At 70.7% G+C, this 19418-nt stretch carries 19 protein-coding genes; 15 read left to right on the top strand and 4 right to left on the bottom strand.

The genetic code is table 11. The features are described 5' to 3' along the window. Positions 1 to 55 precede the first annotated feature (55 nt). The 3 genes from ACNTMW_RS31030 to ACNTMW_RS31020 all read left to right on the top strand — a co-directional run bounded on the left by ACNTMW_RS31030 (position 56) and on the right by ACNTMW_RS31020 (position 3489). Positions 56 to 2071 carry a hypothetical protein gene (locus ACNTMW_RS31030; RefSeq protein WP_426637523.1) on the top strand — a complete coding sequence of 672 codons (2016 nt, stop codon included), beginning with the start codon at positions 56 to 58 and terminating at the stop codon, positions 2069 to 2071. 47 nt (positions 2072 to 2118) lie between these two features. Further along, entirely contained in the window at positions 2119 to 2754 is a 636-nt protein-coding gene (locus tag ACNTMW_RS31025) for a hypothetical protein (RefSeq protein ID WP_426637522.1), read from the top strand. 141 nt (positions 2755 to 2895) lie between these two features. Next, entirely contained in the window at positions 2896 to 3489 is a 594-nt protein-coding gene (locus ACNTMW_RS31020) for a Pycsar system effector family protein (protein WP_426637521.1), read from the top strand. 134 nt (positions 3490 to 3623) lie between these two features. Here the strand turns inward: ACNTMW_RS31020 and ACNTMW_RS31015 are convergent, their stop codons facing one another. Continuing rightward, positions 3624 to 3803 carry a hypothetical protein gene (locus ACNTMW_RS31015; protein ID WP_426637520.1) on the bottom strand — a complete coding sequence of 60 codons (180 nt, stop codon included), beginning with the start codon at positions 3801 to 3803 and terminating at the stop codon, positions 3624 to 3626. A gap of 31 nt (positions 3804 to 3834) precedes the next feature. On the opposite strand from ACNTMW_RS31015, the gene ACNTMW_RS31010 reads away from it, so the two are divergent. Both ACNTMW_RS31010 and ACNTMW_RS31005 read left to right on the top strand, forming a co-directional pair. After that, positions 3835 to 4239, top strand: coding sequence for a hypothetical protein (locus ACNTMW_RS31010; RefSeq protein ID WP_426637518.1), 405 nt, complete (start codon positions 3835 to 3837; stop codon positions 4237 to 4239). A gap of 458 nt (positions 4240 to 4697) precedes the next feature. After that, positions 4698 to 5441 (top strand): hypothetical protein, encoded by a 744-nt coding sequence (locus ACNTMW_RS31005; RefSeq protein ID WP_426637517.1) that lies wholly within the window; start codon positions 4698 to 4700, stop codon positions 5439 to 5441. 329 nt (positions 5442 to 5770) lie between these two features. Here ACNTMW_RS31005 and ACNTMW_RS31000 read toward each other — a convergent pair whose 3' ends face one another. Beyond that, complete coding sequence (locus ACNTMW_RS31000) at positions 5771 to 6268, bottom strand: SigE family RNA polymerase sigma factor (RefSeq protein WP_426637516.1); 498 nt, start codon at positions 6266 to 6268, stop codon at positions 5771 to 5773. 334 nt (positions 6269 to 6602) lie between these two features. On the opposite strand from ACNTMW_RS31000, the gene ACNTMW_RS30995 reads away from it, so the two are divergent. After that, a complete protein-coding gene (locus ACNTMW_RS30995) occupies positions 6603 to 6908 on the top strand; it encodes a recombinase family protein (protein ID WP_426637515.1) in 306 nt (101 codons plus the stop codon). A gap of 351 nt (positions 6909 to 7259) precedes the next feature. On the opposite strand, the gene ACNTMW_RS30990 is transcribed toward ACNTMW_RS30995, so the two are convergent. Next, on the bottom strand, positions 7260 to 8441 hold the full coding sequence (locus ACNTMW_RS30990; protein ID WP_426637514.1) for a M23 family metallopeptidase: 1182 nt from the start codon (positions 8439 to 8441) through the stop codon (positions 7260 to 7262). Next, positions 8438 to 8926: a hypothetical protein gene (locus ACNTMW_RS30985; RefSeq protein WP_426637513.1), complete on the bottom strand. Its 489-nt coding sequence runs from the start codon at positions 8924 to 8926 to the stop codon at positions 8438 to 8440. The genes ACNTMW_RS30990 and ACNTMW_RS30985 overlap by 4 nt, the downstream gene beginning before the upstream one ends. Before the next feature lie 424 nt (positions 8927 to 9350). Here ACNTMW_RS30985 and ACNTMW_RS30980 point away from each other — a divergent pair, with 424 nt between their 5' ends. The 9 genes from ACNTMW_RS30980 to ACNTMW_RS30940 all read left to right on the top strand — a co-directional run bounded on the left by ACNTMW_RS30980 (position 9351) and on the right by ACNTMW_RS30940 (position 19234). Further along, positions 9351 to 9800 (top strand): DUF6668 family protein, encoded by a 450-nt coding sequence (locus ACNTMW_RS30980; protein WP_426637555.1) that lies wholly within the window; start codon positions 9351 to 9353, stop codon positions 9798 to 9800. 9 nt (positions 9801 to 9809) lie between these two features. Next, positions 9810 to 10109 (top strand): hypothetical protein, encoded by a 300-nt coding sequence (locus ACNTMW_RS30975; RefSeq protein ID WP_426637512.1) that lies wholly within the window; start codon positions 9810 to 9812, stop codon positions 10107 to 10109. Positions 10110 to 10127: 18 nt separating this feature from the next. Continuing rightward, positions 10128 to 10877, top strand: a complete 750-nt coding sequence (locus ACNTMW_RS30970; protein ID WP_426637511.1) for a DUF8175 domain-containg protein — start codon at positions 10128 to 10130, stop codon at positions 10875 to 10877. Then, a complete protein-coding gene (locus tag ACNTMW_RS30965) occupies positions 10862 to 12190 on the top strand; it encodes a hypothetical protein (protein ID WP_426637510.1) in 1329 nt (442 codons plus the stop codon). The genes ACNTMW_RS30970 and ACNTMW_RS30965 overlap by 16 nt, the downstream gene beginning before the upstream one ends. Next, entirely contained in the window at positions 12187 to 13659 is a 1473-nt protein-coding gene (locus ACNTMW_RS30960; RefSeq protein WP_426637509.1) for an SCO6880 family protein, read from the top strand. The genes ACNTMW_RS30965 and ACNTMW_RS30960 overlap by 4 nt, the downstream gene beginning before the upstream one ends. Before the next feature lie 8 nt (positions 13660 to 13667). Continuing rightward, positions 13668 to 15152 carry an ATP/GTP-binding protein gene (locus tag ACNTMW_RS30955; RefSeq protein WP_426637508.1) on the top strand — a complete coding sequence of 495 codons (1485 nt, stop codon included), beginning with the start codon at positions 13668 to 13670 and terminating at the stop codon, positions 15150 to 15152. Then, on the top strand, positions 15149 to 16954 hold the full coding sequence (locus ACNTMW_RS30950) for a type IV secretory system conjugative DNA transfer family protein (RefSeq protein ID WP_426637507.1): 1806 nt from the start codon (positions 15149 to 15151) through the stop codon (positions 16952 to 16954). Before ACNTMW_RS30955 ends, ACNTMW_RS30950 begins: the two co-directional genes overlap by 4 nt. Then, positions 16951 to 17463 carry a DUF4913 domain-containing protein gene (locus tag ACNTMW_RS30945; protein ID WP_426637506.1) on the top strand — a complete coding sequence of 171 codons (513 nt, stop codon included), beginning with the start codon at positions 16951 to 16953 and terminating at the stop codon, positions 17461 to 17463. The genes ACNTMW_RS30950 and ACNTMW_RS30945 overlap by 4 nt, the downstream gene beginning before the upstream one ends. A gap of 1477 nt (positions 17464 to 18940) precedes the next feature. Then, a complete protein-coding gene (locus ACNTMW_RS30940) occupies positions 18941 to 19234 on the top strand; it encodes a hypothetical protein (RefSeq protein WP_426637505.1) in 294 nt (97 codons plus the stop codon). Positions 19235 to 19418: the final 184 nt, after the last annotated feature.

Raw genomic sequence — 19418 nt, 5'->3', positions numbered from 1 at the left:
CACCCGTCGCCCGGCCCCGTCCAGCCCCACAGCTTTCCGCCGGAGGAGGTTCGCGGTGACCACGACGATCGACACCATCGACGAGCAGGCCCGCGCCGACGTTCCGGCCGAGGCCGCCACACCGGCCGCCCCGGCCGAGATCGACTGCGCCGGCCTGGGCGCGCAGCTGGCCCCGTGGGCGGCGATGGGCGCCCTGGTGCTGGCCGCCGGTGCGGCCCGGCTGGCCGCACACGCCACCGGAGACGACGCCGAGGTCGCCGGCTGGGTGGCCGGCACGGCGTTCGTGGTCGCCGTGGTCACCGCGTGGGCCACCCGCCGGCGGATGACGTCGCGCAAGCTGCGCCACCGGTTCCTGGCCGCGCTGTACCTGGGTGCCACCTGGCTGACCGCCGTTACCTACATCGGCCTGTCGCTGGGCGCGGTCGCGACGCTGGGCATCCTCGGCGCCGGACTGAGCCTGTTGTGGTGGCGCGAGCACCGCATCGGCCCCGGCATCGAGCCGGCGCTACTGACCGAACCCGGCGACGACGACCTGTACGTCACCCGCTGGGCCACCCACCTCGGCGGCAAGGGCCGGCAGCTGGCCGGCTCTCGGCTCGCCGAACCGCAGATCATCCGGGCCGGCTACCGGTATGTGCTGCACCTGGTGCCCGGCGTGCACACCGTCGAGCAGGTGCGTGCCATGCCGGCGGTCCTGCGCTCCGGACTGGGGCTGCTGCCCGGTCAGGACATTATCGTCGAGGTCCACCCCGACCGGCCGGCACCGACAGCGATCCTGACCATCGTCACCCGCCCGCCGGTACGCAAGCCGCAGCTGTGGCCCGGGCCGGCCGCCGGGTTCGACGCCGCGTCGGGGTCGGTCAACCTCGGCCCGTTCGCCGATGGCGAGGGTGTGGCGCAGTGGTCGGTCTACCGCGCCGACGGCATCTTCGGCGGCTACCTGCAGGGCGGCACCGGCTCGGGCAAGTCCCGCATGATCGAGCAGATCGCCATGTCGTGCGCGGCCTCGGTGACCCACCCCACGGTCATCTGGTACGGCGACGGGCAGAACGGCAGCAGCTCACCCCTGTTGACCGAGCACGCCGACTACGCCGCGACCTCGTTCGAGGCGATCTACAACATGTTCCAGGCCGCGCTGCGGGTCATGCGCATCAACGGTGTGGAGAACCGGCTCTACAAGCACGTCGGGTTCCACCCCACCCCCGAGCGGCCCGGCTTGTTGGTGTTCCTCGACGAGTGCCACAAGCCGCTGAGCCCGCAGGAGAACCCGCTGCTGGCCGCGGCGACCCAGCTGGCGGCCTGCACCATCGCCCGGGAAGGCCGCAAGGTCGGCGTCGGGCTGGTCATGGCCAGCCAGTCACCGACCCTGGACGCGTTCGGCGGTGCCGGCAACCTCGCCGACACGCTGCGCCAGTCGCTGCTGGCCGGCAACGGCGTGATCCTGCGGTCCAAGACACTCAACGCCAAGACCGTCTTCGGCGTCGACATCAACCCGCGCGAGTTCCCCAAGCTGCCCGGCTACGCCTACCTGTGCGACCCCGAAGAAGGCGCCCGGTCGGCGCCGTTTCGCGGCTACTGGGTCACCGACGACCTCGCCGCGACCTGGCCGCAGCGCATCACCTGGCGCAGCCTGCCGATCCGACAGACCAACGCCGCCGGCAAGGCCTACGCCCGCCGCCACGAACTCGCCGCCGAACAGGCGATGAACGACACGCTGCTGCTGCAGCTGGCCGACGCCGGAAGCCTCGACGAGATGTTCGACGACCTGCAGGCGATGCAGAAGGCCGAGGCCGCGCCGAACGTCGACGTCATCGAATTCGCCGGCGACGCCCATCCGCCGGTGCGCCGCGTCGAGCGGTTCTGGGTGCCCGAACCGCGCACCCCGGCCGGACTGCTACCCGGCCAGCAGAAAGTCCTCGACGCCATCCGCGCCGGCCACACCCGCCCCAAGCAAATCCAGGACACCACCGGCTACAGCGAAAGCCAGGTCCACAACCTGCTCGGCGACCTGGTCCGCCTCGGCCACATCCACAAGGCCGGATACGGCCAGTACCAGCCCACCGCGGCGTAACCCGCACCCCGTACCCCCGGGGTCCGAGCTCTCGAAGGAGAACCCACGTGTCCACCCCGCACCTGTCCCCCGTCGACAACCCCGACACCGACGACATCGAGACCACCGGCCGCCGGCTACCCGCTTGGGCAACCGACCCCGCCACGTGGATCGCCACCGGCGCCGCGATGTTCACCCTGACCCTGGCAGCCGCCGCGCTCTGGCTGCTGTGGCTGCTGGTCACCAGCCTGATCTCCTCGATCGGCCACGGCGCACACGCCGGCGCCGACGCCGTCACCCGCGCCGGCCGATGGCTGACCCACGGCCCGATCGCCCACACCATCACCGACCCGGTCCACCACTACCTCGACACCCACACCGCCGGCCTGCCCGCCACCGCCAGCCAACTGTGGGCAGCCTGGCTGACCGCCACCGCCGTGCTGTTCGTCGCGTCCTGGATGGGCCTGCGCAGCGCCCGCGTCGGCTGGGTGCTCATCGGCGCGGTCACCACCGGAATGGTGTGGGCCGGCGCCCCGCACACCGGCCGCGACCTCGCGGCCGCCGTCGCGATCGGCGCCTGGGCGCTGCTGTCCCTGCTGGCCCTGTCCGGCCTCGGCCGCCGTACCCCGGCCGTGGTCGTCCGGCCGCGGCCGCGGCTCGTCGACGACGTCGACCCGCGCCCGGCGGCCCCGGCGTCGGTCTGACCGCCTCCGTCCCGCCCGGCCCGTCCGGGCGGGCGCGGTGGCCGCCAGACGGCCAACACCACCGATCCATCAGCGCGGGCGGCCCCACCGCCTGTCAGCACCCGGGGCCGCCCGCCACCTCCGCACAGGAAGGCAGGGCCCATGATGCCCGACCTCGACGAACCCCACACCGCACCCGGTCGGCCCGTAGCCGGCTGGAACAGACGCACCGGTGGCCTGCCCGTCATCGCCGATTACCGGCACCCGGACGCATCCGGCCGCCGCCAAGCCCAGGCCCGGCTCGACGCCGAGCTGGCCACCGTCCGCACCGAACTGCAGCGCGTCGACGCCAAGAGCAGCACCCTGCTCAGCCTGGCCGGGGTGCTGCTCGGCGGCGGCCTGGCCCTGCTCGCTGGCACCGGCCGCACCGTGCCAGCCGCGGTCGCCGCTGCCACCTGGATCGCCGCCGGCCTGGTCGGCACCGCCGTGGAGCAACTCGCCCTGGCGATCCGACCCAACCTCGGCGGCCTGTTCGGCTTCGTGCGCTGGGCAAAGGCCGCCGACGGCCAGGAGATCCTCACCGACCTGACCAGCCCGCACCGGGACGACCCGCTGCTCGACCGCGCCCACGAACTGCGCTGGCTGTCGACCGCGCTGTACCGCAAGTACGTCGCGGTGCGCCGCGCGGTGACCCTGCTCGTCGCCGGCCTGGCCACCGCCGCGGTGGCGGCCGCCCTGGCCATGTGGGCCCGGTGACCGCCATGCCCACCGTCACCACGGACGTGGCCGCCCGCGTGGCCCTCAGCGAGGCCTGGCTGGACGCCCACCACCCCGGCTGGGCCAACCGCATCAACCTCGACCGGCTACGGATGCACCAGCCCGACCATTGTCTACTCGGCCAGGTCATCGGCGACTACTACGCCGCCCCGCTGACCCTCGCGCAGGCCGTCGAGCTGGGCTTGGACACCAGGGCCGCACTGTCCGGCGACCGTAATGACCCGGGCCGCGACGGCCGCGTCCACGCCGAGTTCGCCGACCTGACCGACGCTTGGCTCGACCTGATCCGGCAACGGCGCAGCACCACCCACCCGAGGGGGTGCGATGACCACCAGGTCGACCACCACAACCGCGGCGCTGCGACGCCTGCGCCACGTCCTGGGCGTGATCGTCGCGACCGACCCGTCCCGCGACGGGCACACCGGCCCCGACAGCCCGGAGATCACTATCCGCTACGCCCGCCACAACACCCTGATCTGGACCGCGCTCGCGCTGGCCCACCAGGCCGGCAGCCCCGCCGGCGTCGGCTACGACCCGACCGACCCGGTCCGTCCGGTCGTGGCCTACCTCGAACTGTCCACCGGGCAGGTCTCCTGGCACCTGCCCATCCACGACTTCGGCTGGGACGGCCACACCACCAACGACAAGTACTGGTGCATCGACACGTTCCTCGGCTACTGCATTCCTTTCCGCAGCGATGCAGTGCTTGGCCGAAGCCGGAGCATGTAGATGGTTGAGGGGCCGTAACGCCCGCCGGCACAGTCGCCGGCGGCAACGTCTCGGCCCAGCTAATGCTGTTCCTTGTCCATCGGCGCCCGGATTGCGAGAACAGGGAAGGAGACACACGCAAGGATGCTGGCCATCGAGCCGGTCGCCATAAGGGGAGACAAGGACGAGATCGCCAGGGCGGTGCGACGCCCTGGCGACTCCATGCCCGCGAGCGAAACCCCGACTACCAGAGAGGCTTCATCGTGAGGACTAGTAACAGACTACTAGCCATTACCTCAGTCGCGGCACTGACCGTTCTGGTCTCGGCCGCCGCCGCTACGGCCGCGCCCTCCGACAGCTCGAAGGTTTTCCACCTAACAGGCGCCACGGACGCGAAGTTGCTCAGTGAACGGTCGATCGGACACGGCGCCTGGGCCACGTCATGGCGCGTGGGTGAATCCCGCGTGACTGTCTCCGGGATGCCCGGCCTGACAGTCCAGGTCGACGCCTCCCTAGCCGACAACCCCGTGGGTGCGATCACCGCAGCGGTGAAGACGCCTAGCAAGACGAAGGGGCAACTAGCAGCGGCGCGGACCACGTACGTCGCCAACGGAAGCCTGGCCGCCGACGAAGCGCGCGCCGTGGGCTTCAGCGACGCTGAGGTGGACGATATGGTGCAGCCCCACGCGGTGGCCCCGGCCCTCGCCCCTGGCGACATTCTCGACAGCTGGTGCGTGGATGTATCGGGCGATGTCAAGGACGGCAAGGCATACGCCTGGGGCCACGGCTGCAACGTCCGCAAAGTGATGCAGATGAACGGCGCTGACTGGTACGTCGGTGACCAGATTTCCGGTACGGCCAACGACACCGGCAATTTTACCACCGGCCACGCCCTGACCAACTTCCGTCTCCGCAACGACTGGGACTCCGGCAACACGGTGGTGCAGTACAGCCCGACCGGCGTAGTGAACACCAGCAGCTGCGGCACGTTCAACCCGTCCCTTACTTTCGATAAGGTGACCGTCAGCGCGAGCAGCCAGTTGTGCGCCGACAACCTCCAGCCCACCTTCAACGGCAGCTTCGGCTTCGGCGCCAAGTGGAACGGCTGTAATGCGTTCAATTACAACCAAGGTGTAGCCGCCGTCGACGTGGTCCACAGCCCGCCGTCGGCGTCGCTGGGTGCGACGCTGTACGCCACCATCTGGTGGGCCAGTCTCTGCTAGACGCGCGCAGCTTGAAGGAGTGGAGATCAGCATGAAGTCCAGCAGCTTGCGGGTAGTTGGCACCGTTGGGATCGTCGCTGGTCTCCTTGGTAGCGCGGTCGCTGCGATGCAACCAGCCCCGAGCCCATCCCCGTTCGTCGTCGCCTCGCTGATGGCTATCGTCGGCGTCGGGCTACGGATCGAGGCCGCGTTGCGGTCCGCACACAACTCCGACGATCGCTGAATCGCCGCTACCTGACCTTGTCAGACACCGCCGCCCGTGCTGCCCAGGCACGGGCGGCGGTCATTGCCCGAACCGGCAAAGGATGTCCTATGCCGGCATCGGATCATCACCATCCTCGCTGGCGCAGCATGGTTCGTAGGGTTGTGAGCGCTCGGTGGGTCTGGCTGGTGACGGTGCCAGCGGAACAGCCCAGCACCTCCGCCGTCTGCTCAACGCTGAGGTCGGCGTAGAAGCGCAAGGCAACGACCGCGCGTTGGCGCGGCCCAAGCCGCTTGAGCGCCGCCGCGAGGTAGACCTGGTCGTCTACCTGCTGGGTAGCGGAACTCTCGGCTTGTCCAGGCAGCTGCGGCTGGCTGATTTCGTACCGCCACCGAAGCCGCCGGTGTTCGCTGAGGTAGGTGTTGAGCAACACGCGGCGGGCGTAGGCGGCAAGCTGGCTCTGTTCCCTTAGCTGGTCCCACCGGCGGTACATCCTGTACAGCGCTATCTGCACCAGATCGTCCGCTTCATGCCAGTCGCGGCACAGTCGGTACGCCTCCCGGTGCAGCCATGGACGGATCAGTCTCGCGTAGTCGATGAACCCCTGCCGATCGTATGCCGCCAAGACTCCTCCCCAAGCCCCCGTGCGGTTGGCTGCATTCCGTTGCGGCCGACATGCAGTGCGCAACTCCGCTTAAGACGTGTAGATGAATGAATACGTGAACTAAACAGTCACGACTGATTCCATACCTACCGCAGTCTGACCACAACATTGACATGAGTCAATTTCATGACTTTTCGGGCAAGGCTCTGAATGGCGTTACCCTGCGTAACGCACGCGTCGGATCGCCGTACCGACCAGCAGGATGTCGTTCCGGGGCACGGAAGTCACCACATCGAGCTGACCTCTTGATCTTTAAAGAACCATCGCCTCTGCAGACGATGATGGAAGATCAAGAATGATCGGCGACCACCAAAACTCCTGCAAGAAGTCCGGTCGCCACCAGTTGTCGAATGCCATGTTCTGGCAAGATCAGGGACGGGAGACCGCGATCGAACCGTCGGAACTGCTGACTGCCGAGCCGGCGGTGATCACCAACATCAAGTTCGGCGACACCCGAGTGACAACCGGTGAGCAGAATCTGGGGCGCCAACTTGACATGCTGCGCGCCGCCGTCTGCCAGCGGATCTTCGCCGAGAAGCAATCCGAATGCGACATCGACCGGCCTGAGCTGACCGCCTGTACTCGATCAGGACGTTGGTGACATCCGCGCGGCTGTCGCCGCGGTCATCGCCGCGTGGGATGCCTGGCGGGCGTCGCCGGACTGGGACGCGACGGTCTCACCGGCCGGATCGCCCCAGTCGTCGAGGACGTGCGTGCCGCGCTCGATGCGCTACCCGCCGACGTCGCGCTGTACACCGTCGTTGACGCGGTGGCGGGGCCGCTGCTTGGGCTTTGGCGGCCGTCCCACCCCGCCCCCGCTGGCCAGGCCGCGGCGGCCGTCGAGGGGCTGCGCTACCTGGCGGCGCGATGCACCCGACTTATCGCCGACTGCCGTTGGCTGCTCACCCCTGAAGTGGAGGCCAACGGTGCGGGAAGCCCGACGGCTCCTAGATCATTTTCCGATCGAGGCTCCCACCTGCTGCATGAAGGCAACCGGGTCGACGGCGTTGGCGCGGCCAGCGTTTCCAGCGCCGGCCGGCACGTTGAGGTGGACTTCGAAGTGCAGGTGCACTCCGGAGGAGTTGCCTGAGCTGCCGACGAAGCCGATGACGTCGCCGGCGTTGACCCGTTGGCCGACCTGGACGCGGGGCGGGTGGCCCATGTGGCAGTAGCGGGTGACGATGTTGCCGGCGTGGCGGATGTCGACGTACCAGCCGCAGCCCTGCACGTCTGGGCTGCCGTCGCGGTCGCAGGTGCCGCTGCTGGACTGGCACACGGCCACCTCGACGACGCCGGCGGTGGCGGCACGGATCGGCTCGTCGCGGCCGGCGCCGAGGTCGGCGCCCGCGTGGAACGCGCCGCCGCGGGGGCCGAAGGGGCTCATGATGCGGGCGCGTACCGGCTGTACCCAGCCGCCGGGCCCGACCGGGACGGGGCCGAGGTTGTCCAGTCCGCAGGGGGCTTGGGGTGGGCCGCCGCCGATGAGGCCGATGTCGGGCAGGCCGAGCACCTGGGCGGCGAGGGCTTCGGCGTCGTCCTCCCACTGCTGGTACGCCTCGGGGAAGCCGGAGCGCTGTACGGCCTGGGCGGCGTCGGTGAGGCGCATCTTGTCCCAGCCGGGCACCTTGAGCAGCGCGGTGTAGAACTTGCGGGCGCTGATGGCCGGCTGCATCAACTCGGCGACGGTGCCCCACGATCCCTGCCCCTCGGGCGGGTTGGGACGCTGCTGGAACAGCCCGACCGAGTCGTTGTCGTGACCGGTGCCCTGGTGCGGCAGGGCCAGGCTGTGCGCGGCGACGAGCGGATAGCGAGGGTTGTCGTTGGCCAGCACCAGCAGCTTGGACTCCTGCATCGCGGTGGCCAGCGCCACCACGTAGCCGCGCGGGGGCACGTTCATGCTCTTGCCGGTGGTGACGATGGCCGCGGCGTTGGCGACCTGGGCACCGGACCATGCTCCGATAGCCGGGCCGGACGGCAGGGCACCAGGCAGGCCAGGTAGGCCACCGCAGGCCGCCGCCTGGGCCTGCGACTCGCCGGCCATCAGCAGCGGCAGGACGACCGTGCCGCCGCACATCGCGAGGATCATGACGGCTACGCCGGCGACGAGCGCCATGCTGCCTCGGCTCATGCTCATCGGGCCGCCCGGGTGAAGTCGTTGCCGGTGACCAGCCACTTGCCGCCGAGCGCGGCGACGGTGACCGTGAGGATGCCGCCGTCGGTGGCCACGGTGTAGACGGCCGGACCGGCCGCCGGCGGGGCACCGACGGGCACCGGCTGTCCGGTGACCGCCATGGCGGGCAGGTTGGCCGGGTCGACGGTACGCAGCCGGGCAGCGAACCCGGCCTCGCACAGCGGCGCGACGCCGGCCCACCACTGATCGGCCGGCAGCCCGCCACGGACCCAGGCGGCGGCGAACACCCCGGCGGTGGCGGCGGCCTGCGCCAGCGGGGGCGGCGGCGGGGCCGGCTTGTCGTCGTCGTGACCCGGCGTCTCAGGGCCCGCCTGCGGCAGACCGGGGTCGCTGCTTGCCGGCCCGTCGGCCGCACTGGCGCTGGCCGTGCCGGGGGTGGCGCTGGCTGCCGGTACCGCCTCGTGCCGGCTCGTACAACCGGCCGTCAATGTCAGGCAGAGCGCGACGACTGCCAGAATGAGGACACCACTATGGACAGAACGTCCCGCTATCCGCTGATCTTGGTAGATGCCTGATTTGGGCGTCATGTCTTCGCCTCCCCCGTGGTCGCGTAACTGTTGCGACGAAAGGCGTTACGCGGCAACGAGTTCGTCGCCAATGCGATCAATCACGATAGATGCCGCTGGTCGGGCGGTGCTACCGTCTGGTACTCGGTCACGACGGAGCGAAATCTTGACCGAGCGCGGGGAGGACAGCAATGCAGTCAATCACCTCGATTCAACAGCAAGCGCGCCGGCATTCGGCGACGCGGGCGGGACGGTGAGATCGGCGTCGGCTGGCGTTCCCCCGCAGCCCCTGCGGACCCGACCGACGGCGCCCCCGCCGCTGGCGTTGCGGCCGGTTCCCCGCGAGGTGGTCGCCGGTGGCTGGCCGCCGGTGTGGTGGGTTGGCTGTCACGGTGGGGCGGGGACCAGCACGCTGGCCCGGGTGTGCGACGTGGGCGTCGACGTCGGGATGGCGTGGCCGCTTCTGGAGCAGGGCTGGCCCACCGCCGACGTGGTGCTGGTATGCCGGGCGTCGGCGCGCGGGCTGTGGTCGGCGGTCGGCGCCCTGGAGCAGTACAAGCGCCGTCAGGCACCGGTAGGGGTGCGCCTGGTCGGGCTGGTCGCGGTCGCCGCGACGCCGCGACGGCCGCCGCGGATCGTGACCGAGCGCCTGCAGCTGACCGCCGGGTGGACGCCCGCACTGTGGCGGGTCGGCTGGGTGGAGGAGTACCTCGCCGCCGACGACCCCCGGGATCTGGGGGTGCCTCCTGACGTGGCCGCGCTGCGTCATGCGCTTGGCCAGGCTCTCAATATCTAGGGGACACAGATGACGACATTGCTCGACCACTTCGACCAGCTGCAGGTACTGGCCGGGCACGTGCTCGGCGAGGTGCCCGACCCGGGTACCGGCGAGGCGCCGCCCGGCGCAGACAAGCTCATCAAGCTGCTGCGGTGGGTGGCTTACCTGGCGACCGCGGCCTGCGTGGCCGGCATCCTCTACTCGGCCTCGCGGATGGCCATCGCCCACCGCCGCGGTGACGACACCAACGTGGCGCAGCTGGGCTGGGTGCTGGGCGCGTGCATTCTCATCGGTTCGGCGTCGGGCATCGTCGCGGCGCTGGTCTAACTCCGGGAGGCAACAGTCATGACCAGCGCACCGCAGCAGCCGGACTTCGCCGACCGGCCGCCCTACACCCGGCCCGGGTTCATCGCCGCCGCCGCCCTGCTGGCGCTGATCGTCGTGGCGGGCGTGGCCCTGGCGCTGCGGCCATCCGATCCCAAGCCCACCCCGCAGCCCGGCCCGCCGCCGGTGGCGACCGGCACAGGCGCGCCGGCGACGTCGTCGAACGTCCCGGCCACGGCCGCGCCGGTACCCACCACCGCCCCGGCGAACGTGACCTGGCAGTTGGTCGGGCAGGTCGCGGTGCCGGTCTCGGCCACCGACGGGCCGAAGACCGTCAGCGGCGGCACCGCCTCCGGGTACACCCACACCCCGGTTGGAGCGTTGATCGCCGCCGCGCAGATCAGTACCCGGGCCGGGTTCTCAGCGGGCCAGCAGTCGTGGGAGCCGACGCTGCAACAGCAGTTCGTACCGTCCGCCGACCGTGACCGGCTGCTGGCCGCGCTGCGGGGCGCCGGCGCGGTGCCGGCCCAGCCGGGTGAGCTGAGCCAGATCGCCGGGTTCCAGTACCAGTCCTACACCCCAGACACCGCCGTGATCGGCCTGGCCATGCGGGCCCCGTCCGCGGGCGCGGCCCGTTACCACATCCTGACGTTGACCCTGCTGTGGCGGGACGGGGACTGGCGGATGGTCGCGCCGCCCGGCGGGTCCTGGACGTCGGTCAACCGCCAGGCCACCGACCTGACCGGGGTAGTGGAGTGGGGGGCGCGCTGATGGCGTGCATCCCCGGTATCGACCCTGACTGCAACCCGATCGGTGACCTCATCACCAACTCGGCCAAAAGCTTCCTGGAGACGATCGCCAAGGAGACCGCGACCGCGGCGGCGCAGACGTTCAAAACCCTGATCACGTCGTGGTTGGCGGTGCCCACCAACGGGGTGACCACCGACAGCGGCCCGGTGGCCTACCTGCGCGGCTACACCCACTGGCTGGTCGGGCTGATCGCGGTTGCCTCCTTGCTGATCTCGGCGATCCGGCTGGCGTTGACCCGCAACGGCCGCGAGGTCGGCCAGCTCGGCCGGGGCCTGGCCACGATGGTGCTGCTGTCGGCCGCCGGCGTGCCCGCGGTGCAGATCCTCACCTCCTGGGGCGACCACGACTACTCCCCCTGGATTCTCAATAAGGCCGCCGACGCCGACCTGGGCGGCCGACTGCTGGCGCTGGCCCCGGAAGGGGCGTTCGCCGCGCTGTCGCCCATAGTCGTCATCGGCGTCGGCACCGTGCTGTTCCTCGGCACAATCGTGCAGATCATGCTGCTACTGGCCCGCGACGCCGGGCTGATCCTGCTGGCCGGGCTACTGCCGGTCGCCGCCGCCACCGGCATCAGCGGCGGCGGGCGCGCCATGCGCGACCGGTACGTCACCTGGCTGCTGGCGTTCATCCTCTACAAACCCGTAGCCGCGACGGTGTACGCCGCCGCGCTGTGGATGCTCGGCAAGGGCCAGGACCTGAGCACCCTGCTGAGCGGCTGCATGACCGTGGCTATCGCCATCGTCGCGCTGCCCGCGCTGATGCGGCTGATCGCCCCGCCGGTGGCGACACTGTCCGGCGGCGAGGGCGGCGGCGCGGCGCTCGCCGCCGGTGCCGCGTTCGGCCAGGTGGCCACCGGCGCGGTTGAGCTCGGCTCCACGATGCGCGGCCGCAGCAGCGGTGGCAGCGGCAGCGGCAGCGGTGGGCCACAGATGGCCACCGGGTCCGGCCCGACACCACCCGGCACGTCCCCCGCGCCAGCCGGATCGGCCACGCAACCGGCCGGCTCCCCGGCCGCCGCCGCCGGCGGCGGCACAGCAGCCGGTACCAGCAGCGCGGCCGGTACTGCGGGAACAGCGGCCGGCACCGGCGGTGCGGCGGCGGGCTCTGGTGGCGCGGCGGCCGCCGCTGGTGGCGGTGCCACGGCCGGCGCGGCCGCGGCGGGCCCGGTGGGCGCCGGCGTGGTAGCCGCCGCCCAGGTAGCGAAGGTCGGACCCGCGGTGGTGCGCAAGGTCGGCGAGACCGGGGCGAGCGGAGCGGGAGGTGACCAGCAGTGAGCACGACAACGACTCGGGAGCCGCAACAGCAGCAGCGCACCTACGGCAACTGGCGCGAGGGGCGCCGGGCCGGCCTGTTCGGGCTTGGCCCGGCCGCCACCGCGGTCGCGTTCCTCGTAATGATCGTCGCGGCCGCGCTCATGGCGGTGTCGCTGATCGCCGCGCTGATCGCCGCGGTCGTGGGGGCACTGCTGCTGGCTCCGCTGGCGATCCGCGTCAACGGCCGCACCGGGATGCAGGTGCTCGCCGCCCGGTGGGCCTGGTGGCTGGGGCGCTCGCGCCGCCAGCACGTCTACCTGTCCGGCGTGGCCAGCCGGGTCACCGACAGCCACCAACTGCCTGGCATCCTCGCCCGCAGCGAGGTGTACGAGGTCGAAAGCGGCCGGGCGGGCACCGTGGCGGTCGTAGTCGTGCCGCAGAGCCGCCACTACACGGTGACCCTTCGCTGCGCGCCGGAGGGCACCGACCTGGTCGACCAGTCCGTCATCGACGCCCGGGTGGCGCGGCTGGCGTCCTGGCTGTCGGCGCTGTCACGCGAGCCGATGCTGGTGCAGGCGGCAGTGACGGTGGAGACCACACCCGACCCGGGTACCCGACTGGCGGCCGAGGTCGCCGCCACCACCCGGCCCGACTCTCCGGAACTGGCCCGCCAGGTGCTCGCCGACGTGGTGCGCGACTACCCGGCCGGCTCGGCGCAGATCGAGACCCGCGTCAGCCTCACCTACACCGCCCCGCCAGGCCGCAAGCTCAGCCACGAGGACATGTGCCGGGAGGTCGCCGCCCGGCTGCCGCACCTGCACGCCGGGATCACCGGTGCCGGCGGCGCCGGGGTGGTGCCGATGAGCGCCCGGTCGCTGGCGGCTGTGGTGCGCAGCGCCTACGACCCGGCCGCCACGCTCGACATCACCCAGCACCCCGAGCTGGTGCCCGCCTGGCCGCAGGCCGGGCCGGTCGCCACCCGGGAGAGCTGGACGTCGTACCGGCACGACTCCGGGGTGTCGCGGACCTGGGGCATGGTGGAGGCGCCCCGCGGCGTGGTGTTCGCCAACACCTTCTCTCGGCTGGCCGAGCCCGATCCGGCCCCGGTGCTGCGCAAGCGGGTGGCCATCATCTACCGGCCCTACGCCCCGGCCGAGGCCGCCCGCCTGGTGGAGGCCGACAAGCGCGACGCGCGGTTCAACGCCAGCAAGAAGCCGCGACCCAGTGCCCGGGACCTGGTCGACCTGGCCGCCGCCGAGCAGGCCGCGGCCGAGGAGGCCGCCGGCGCGGCGATGATCCGGTTCACCGTCATGGTCACCGTCACTGTGGCCGACGAGGCCCAGCTCGACGAGGCCGACGGGATCATCCGGGCCCGCGCCGGCGAGGCCCGGCTGGTGCTACGCCCCATGTACGGCAGCCAGGCCGCCAGCTTCGCCGCGCTACTGCCGGCCGGTGTCGTGCTACCCACCCACGCCACGATCCCGTTCTAGGAGGGCGCATGGCTCGTGATCGCCGACCATCGCCGCCCCGCCCCACCCGCCGGCCGACCCGCTACGGTTACGCCGGCCCGGGCGGCGGCCGGGTGTCGTGGGTGGACACCCCGACCGAGTACCGCGGCACCAGCGTGCAGGTCTGCGGCCTGTGGCCGTTCGGCGTCGGGTCGAGCGTACCGATGATCGGGGTGCCGATGGGCCGGCACCGCTACAGCGGCGCCTCCGTGTGCTTCGACCCGATCTCCTGGTACACCCGTGCCAGGCTGATCAACTCCCCCAGCGTCTGGGTCCAGTCCGAGCCGGCGATGGGCAAGTCCACCAGCGTGCGGCGCATGGTGCTCGGCCTGGCCGCCCAGGGCGTCACCCCGCTCATCCTCGGCGACCTCAAACCCGACTACGCCCAACTGGTGGCCGCGCTCGGCGGTCAGGTGCTGCGCGTCGGGCCGGGCCTGGACCGCATCAACCCGCTCGACGTCGGGCCGTGGCGGCAGGTGCTCGCCCGGGTCACCGACAGCCGCGACGCCGAACAGCTGCGCGCCGAGGTCGTCAGTCGCCGGCTGAACATGCTGGTCGCGCTGACCACGCTGATCCGCGGCGGTCCGGTCAGCTCCGACGAGGTCACCGTGCTCACCGCCGCGCTGCGCTACCTCGCCGACCGCGAGACCGACACCCAGCCGGTGCTCTCCGACGTGCTGCGCGTCATCGAAGAGGCCCCGCTGGAGGTGCGCTGGGTGACGCTCTGGCACGCCGAGGAGGACCTGCCCCGCTACCGCGCCGACACCGAGACGCTGCGCCGTACCCTGCGCTCGCTGTTGCACGGGCCGCTCGGCCCGACGTTCGAGGGCCAGACCACCGCGGCCATCCGGCTGGACACCCCGGCGGTGTGCGTGGACATCTCCGGCATCAACGAAACCGACGAGCTGCTCACCGCCGCGACCCTGCTGTCGACCTGGTCGTACGGGTTCGGTCAGGTGGAGGCCGCCCACCGGCTGTCCGACCTCGGCCTGGCCCCGCCGCGCACGTTCTTCACCGTCCTGGATGAGATGTGGCGGGCGCTGCGGGTCGGGCACGGCCTGGTCGATCGGGCCGACGCGCTGACCCGGCTCAACCGGCAGAAGGGCACCGGGATCGCCTACATCACCCACTCCCTGGCCGACCTGGAGGCGTTGCCCACCGAGCACGACCGGGCCAAGGCGCGGGGTCTGGCCGACCGGTGCGCGGTGCTGATGATCGGCGCCTGCTCCGAGCAGGAGCTGGACGCGATTACTCGAGTACGGCCGCTGTCGCGGGCGGAGCGGCGCGAGGTGCTGGCCTGGGCGGCGCCGGAGAGCTGGGACGCCGGCGGCGACAGCGCAACCCTGGTCGGCCGGGGCAACTTCCTGCTCAAGGTCGGCTCGCGCCCGGGCATCCCGGTCCATCTGGAGCCCACCGAGATCGAAAAGCAGCTCGGCAACACCGACTTCCGCTGGACGATGGAGCGCACCCGATGAGCCCGGCCCGCGCCAGCGGCCCCCGCGACAGCGGCGACGCCGGCTACCTGGTCGGCGGCGGAGCGCTGCTGATGCTCATCGTCGCCGCGGCGGTCTGGGTGCCGGTGACGGTGATCCGCCCGCCCGGCTACCACGGCGGCGGGCTGTTCGTCGTCGCCGGCGACCTCATCCACGGCCGGATCCACTGGACGCTCGCGTGCAGCCTGGTGCTCGCCGCCGAACTGGTCCTCCTCGCCGCGGTCGTCACCGCGGTGATGGTCGCCTGGCGCCGCCACCGCCGCCGGCGCAGCCGCGTCGACGACAAGGCCCGCCGGATGGCCAAGCGCGCCGACCTGGCCTCGCTCAGCCCGCAAGGGGTCGCCGAGTCCGCCCGGCGGCTGCGGCCCAGCCTCGCCGGCGCCGACCGGGTCGACCCCGACGACGCCGGGGTGCTCATCGGCTACACCGTCGCCGGCGGCATGGAGCTACGCCAGTCCTGGGAGGACATGGCCGTCGACGTGTGGGGACCACGGTCAGGCAAAACCACCTCACGGGCCATCCCGGCGGTGGTCGCCTGCCCCGGCCCGACCCTGGTCACCAGCACCAAGGGCGACATCGTCGACGCCACCCGCGACCCGCGCGCCACCCGCGGCCGGGTCTGGGTATTCGACCCGCAGGACATCATCGGCGGCGCCCCGCAGATGTGGTGGAACCCCCTCGCAGGGTTGACCACGATCACCGACGCCCGCCGGCTGGCCGACCACTTCGCCGCCGCCGAGCGGCCGCCCGGCGCCACCGCCGACGCGTTCTTCGACCCGATGGGCGCCGAGCTCGCTGCCAACCTGCTGCTGGCCGCCGCCGTGGCCGGCCGCACGGTCATCGACGCCTACCGGTGGTCGGTGTCCCCGCGCGACGAGGAGCCGGCCGTCATCCTGGCCGAGCACGGATACCCGTTGCCGTCCGAATCCGTCCGGGGCGTGCTCAACATGCCCGACCGCACCCGCGGCAGCGTGTACGCAACCTGCCAGAAGCTGCTGATCTGCCTGACCGAGCCGGCCGTGACCCGCTGGGTCACCCCACCCGACCGGCCCGGCGTGCCCGAGTTCGACCCCGTCGCGTTCGTGTCCTCCACCGACACCATCTACCTGTTGTCGGAGGGCGGCCCCGGGTCGCCGGCCCCGCTGGTCGCCGCGATCACCGACGCGGTGCTGCGCGCCGGCGCCGAGCGAGCCCGCACCCGGCCCGGCCGGCGCCTGGACCCGGCGCTGCTCGCGGTGCTCGACGAGGCGGCCAACATCTGCCGGCTGCGGCAGCTGCCCAGCCAGTACAGCTTCTTCGGCTCCGCCGGCCTGGCCATCATCACGATCCTGCAGAGCTACGCCCAGGGCGTGGAGGTGTGGGGCCGCGAGGGGATGCGCAAGCTGTGGAGCAGCGCCAACGTCCGCACCTACGGCGGCGGCGTCGCCGACCCCGACTTCCTCGAAGAACTGAGCAAGCTCATCGGCGAGACCGACGTGATGGTGCGCTCCACCACCACTAGCGGCTCCGGCTGGGGCGACCGGTCGGTGTCCCACCAGCCGCAGCGCCGGCGCATCCTCGACGTCGCCGACCTGCACGCCCTGCCGCGCGGCCGGATGGTCGTCTACTCTTCCGGCAACCCACCGGTGCTGGCCCGTACCCAGCCCTGGCAGCACGGTCCGCACGCAGCGGCGATCCGGGCTTCGCTGGCCCGCTGGGACCCCTCCGGCCAGTACGACACCGCGCTCGATCCGCAGCCGGTACCCGCCGGCGACCCCGACGACCTGAGCCCAGAGCAGCGATGACCGCCCCCAACGACGACGTCGCCGCCCTGAACGCCCTGCTCGACCAACTCACCGGCGCTCCGCCGGCCCCTCCCGCCGCGGGCGCGTCGGCGCTGGCCGCCACCGACGACGGCGAGGCCGCCGAGCTGCTGTACGACAACGTCGCCCAGTTCGTCGACGAGTACCTGCGCTACGTCGTCGAGCGCCGCATCGCCGCCGGCTCCGGCGCCGGCGTGTTCTGGTGCGCCAAGTGGTGGGCCCATCCCGAGGCACTGAGCCGCATCTACGCACTCTGGCGGGCCTGGGAAGCCCTACGCGTTACCGACAAGGCCCTCGGCATGAGCGTGTGGTGGCGTGACCACCTCGACCCCCACCTGACCCAGCTCACCAGCGAGTACGGCCCGTTCGGCCGCTGCCAACCCCCTCAGGAAGGCCGACCCGGACGTCACCACGAGCCCAAACCGATGCCCACCGAACCGATGCCCACCGAGGTACTCGTGCAGTTCCCCGAGGGCCGCCAGCCTGGGTAGCGCACCACCGTGCCGGGTCAAGTACAACGTTCTGCTGTGGACTCTCCGGGTCTCACCCTGAGCGGTGACATCCCCTCACCCAAATAGGGTGACAACGCCGTAGCGCCATATGGAGCCGCTGCCCAGACTCCAGAGTGGATTCGATTGGCAGCAAGATTTCCACAGGATCTTGCGCGCCGATACGGGACATTTGGAGACCTCGACCGTGGGCCGGGGTACGTCCGATCGAGCCGAAGTCAACCCTTGCCCGACCTCTCAAGGGCGAGAAGTCCCGAGGACTTGCGGGATGTAGTTACTGGTTGGCTACAGACAATGATCTCACATGTGCCTCTCTTGGGCGCCGTTGCTTTGTCAGCCACCTGAGGATGCGAACCGGTGTGCTATCCAACACACGGCAACGGCCGCCTCCGCGGCAACAGAGGCGGCCGTTCATCTGCCCATCGCAGTCTGTGCTACCAGTCCAACGCTCGGGCCTTTGCGCAGGTCACACCCACAACGGCGTTGCACATGCGCAACACCAAGTATGCCATCCAAGCTTCCAAGATGAAAGCCGGAGAGTGAACTCCAATAAGATTCACGATGCCAAACGCTAAAAAGATTCACACGCCGAAGGTTAAGTTCGCCCTTTTAATCACACAGTATAAGCTTGCGCAATTGTCGCGTGTCGCATAACAGGAAACCACTGCATCGATCGACACTATCGTCTCCCGCCAAAGACCCAACAAGAGTGGAGTCGCAAACCCGAATAGCCCCGCCGAACAACAATGGTGCACCGCATCGTCAGATCGGGTTTTACCACGAACTTTGCTACGAAGTTTTGACGTTCAAACGTCAAAACCACCAGACAGCGTCATAGACTTGCCTCCCGATGCCATGGAGTGGCGCATACGTTTCGTCAAGCAAGCAACGACACGTAGATGCTGACACGACAAAGTCCGGCCGACTCACTGGGAGTGAGTCAGCCGGACTCACTCCACACCGTTGACCTGCGGCGTTGCAGGCATCACTTACAGTGACGCCTCGTGATGACGTGGTTCACAGTTGTGCCTCGTTATCGTTCCGTGACCCCGCTAGTTATCAACCTGTGACCTCGCTAATCCAGTGACCCAGGCGGCACCAGCTGGGCCCTTGTCCGAACCCCCAGCGTCGCCGAGCAACCGACCACGAATGCCACACGCGCCGCCGGGGGGCGGCGAGTGTGGAGGGCGTACTTACAATCCCGCGCCGGCACCGCGCCACGCGCACGTGCACGCTCGCGCACGCCTTGGATAAGGGACCTCCGCGAAACTCGTGACGGCGCTCGGGGGATGGTTTGCGCGCGCCGCCCGGGGAGGGGATGATATCCACGGCAAGCGCGGTGTCCGGTTTCCCGTTGCGGCAACTTCGGGAGGCCAATTCGGCTGCGGCGTAAGCCTTAAGGTTTTAGGTGCTACCAGTCCAAACCCGCAGTTCAACGCTCGGAAAGGCTTAAAAGATCATGAATGAAGAACAGCGGCCGGTCCGGCCGCCAGTTCCATCTGCCCACGGCAAGGCCCTCCAGGACCGCGCAGGATGGCGGGCGGTTCTGCCGACGGTCATCACCGTCGGCGTTCTCCTCCTGTCTGGCGCCCTGGTCATCGCCGGCGAGGCGCTGTGGGGTCTGGCCGCAGTACTGTTCGGCCTCGCGGCCGTGCTCACCGCCGCATCACGGTACGGGTGGCGGTGGGACCGCGACCGCGGCCACGAGCGCGATGACGCCGACGTCATCGAGCAGACCGACCAGCGGGAGTAGCTGCCCATTGGGCTAGCCCGCCTGATCTTCACAGCTCCCGAACGTCGAACCGCTCGTCGGCCGTGAAGATCAGGCGGGCCGCCGGTGGACGTCACCTTGCGGTTGCCGTGCCTGATCGGAGAAGCCGCAGGTGGTGACGTAGACCTGGCTGATCTTGTGGGCGCGCTCGTACCCGAAGAGCCTT

Source organism: Planosporangium spinosum (assembly GCF_049999945.1).
In the GTDB taxonomy this organism is placed as follows: Bacteria; Actinomycetota; Actinomycetes; order Mycobacteriales; family Micromonosporaceae; genus Planosporangium; species Planosporangium spinosum.
Note: the sequence above shows the minus strand (reverse complement) of the source record. Positions and strands in the feature narration are given on the sequence as shown.

Coding starts and splice junctions, on each gene's coding strand:
- ACNTMW_RS31020 (WP_426637521.1), top strand. CDS start 2,896: ATGATGCCCGACCTCGACGAACCCCACACCGCACCCGGTCGGCCCGTA.
- ACNTMW_RS31010 (WP_426637518.1), top strand. CDS start 3,835: ATGACCACCAGGTCGACCACCACAACCGCGGCGCTGCGACGCCTGCGC.
- ACNTMW_RS31005 (WP_426637517.1), top strand. CDS start 4,698: ATGCCCGGCCTGACAGTCCAGGTCGACGCCTCCCTAGCCGACAACCCC.
- ACNTMW_RS30995 (WP_426637515.1), top strand. CDS start 6,603: ATGATCGGCGACCACCAAAACTCCTGCAAGAAGTCCGGTCGCCACCAG.
- ACNTMW_RS30990 (WP_426637514.1), bottom strand. CDS start 8,441: ATGAGCATGAGCCGAGGCAGCATGGCGCTCGTCGCCGGCGTAGCCGTC.
- ACNTMW_RS30975 (WP_426637512.1), top strand. CDS start 9,810: ATGACGACATTGCTCGACCACTTCGACCAGCTGCAGGTACTGGCCGGG.
- ACNTMW_RS30970 (WP_426637511.1), top strand. CDS start 10,128: ATGACCAGCGCACCGCAGCAGCCGGACTTCGCCGACCGGCCGCCCTAC.
- ACNTMW_RS30955 (WP_426637508.1), top strand. CDS start 13,668: ATGGCTCGTGATCGCCGACCATCGCCGCCCCGCCCCACCCGCCGGCCG.
- ACNTMW_RS30950 (WP_426637507.1), top strand. CDS start 15,149: ATGAGCCCGGCCCGCGCCAGCGGCCCCCGCGACAGCGGCGACGCCGGC.
- ACNTMW_RS30945 (WP_426637506.1), top strand. CDS start 16,951: ATGACCGCCCCCAACGACGACGTCGCCGCCCTGAACGCCCTGCTCGAC.
- ACNTMW_RS30940 (WP_426637505.1), top strand. CDS start 18,941: ATGAATGAAGAACAGCGGCCGGTCCGGCCGCCAGTTCCATCTGCCCAC.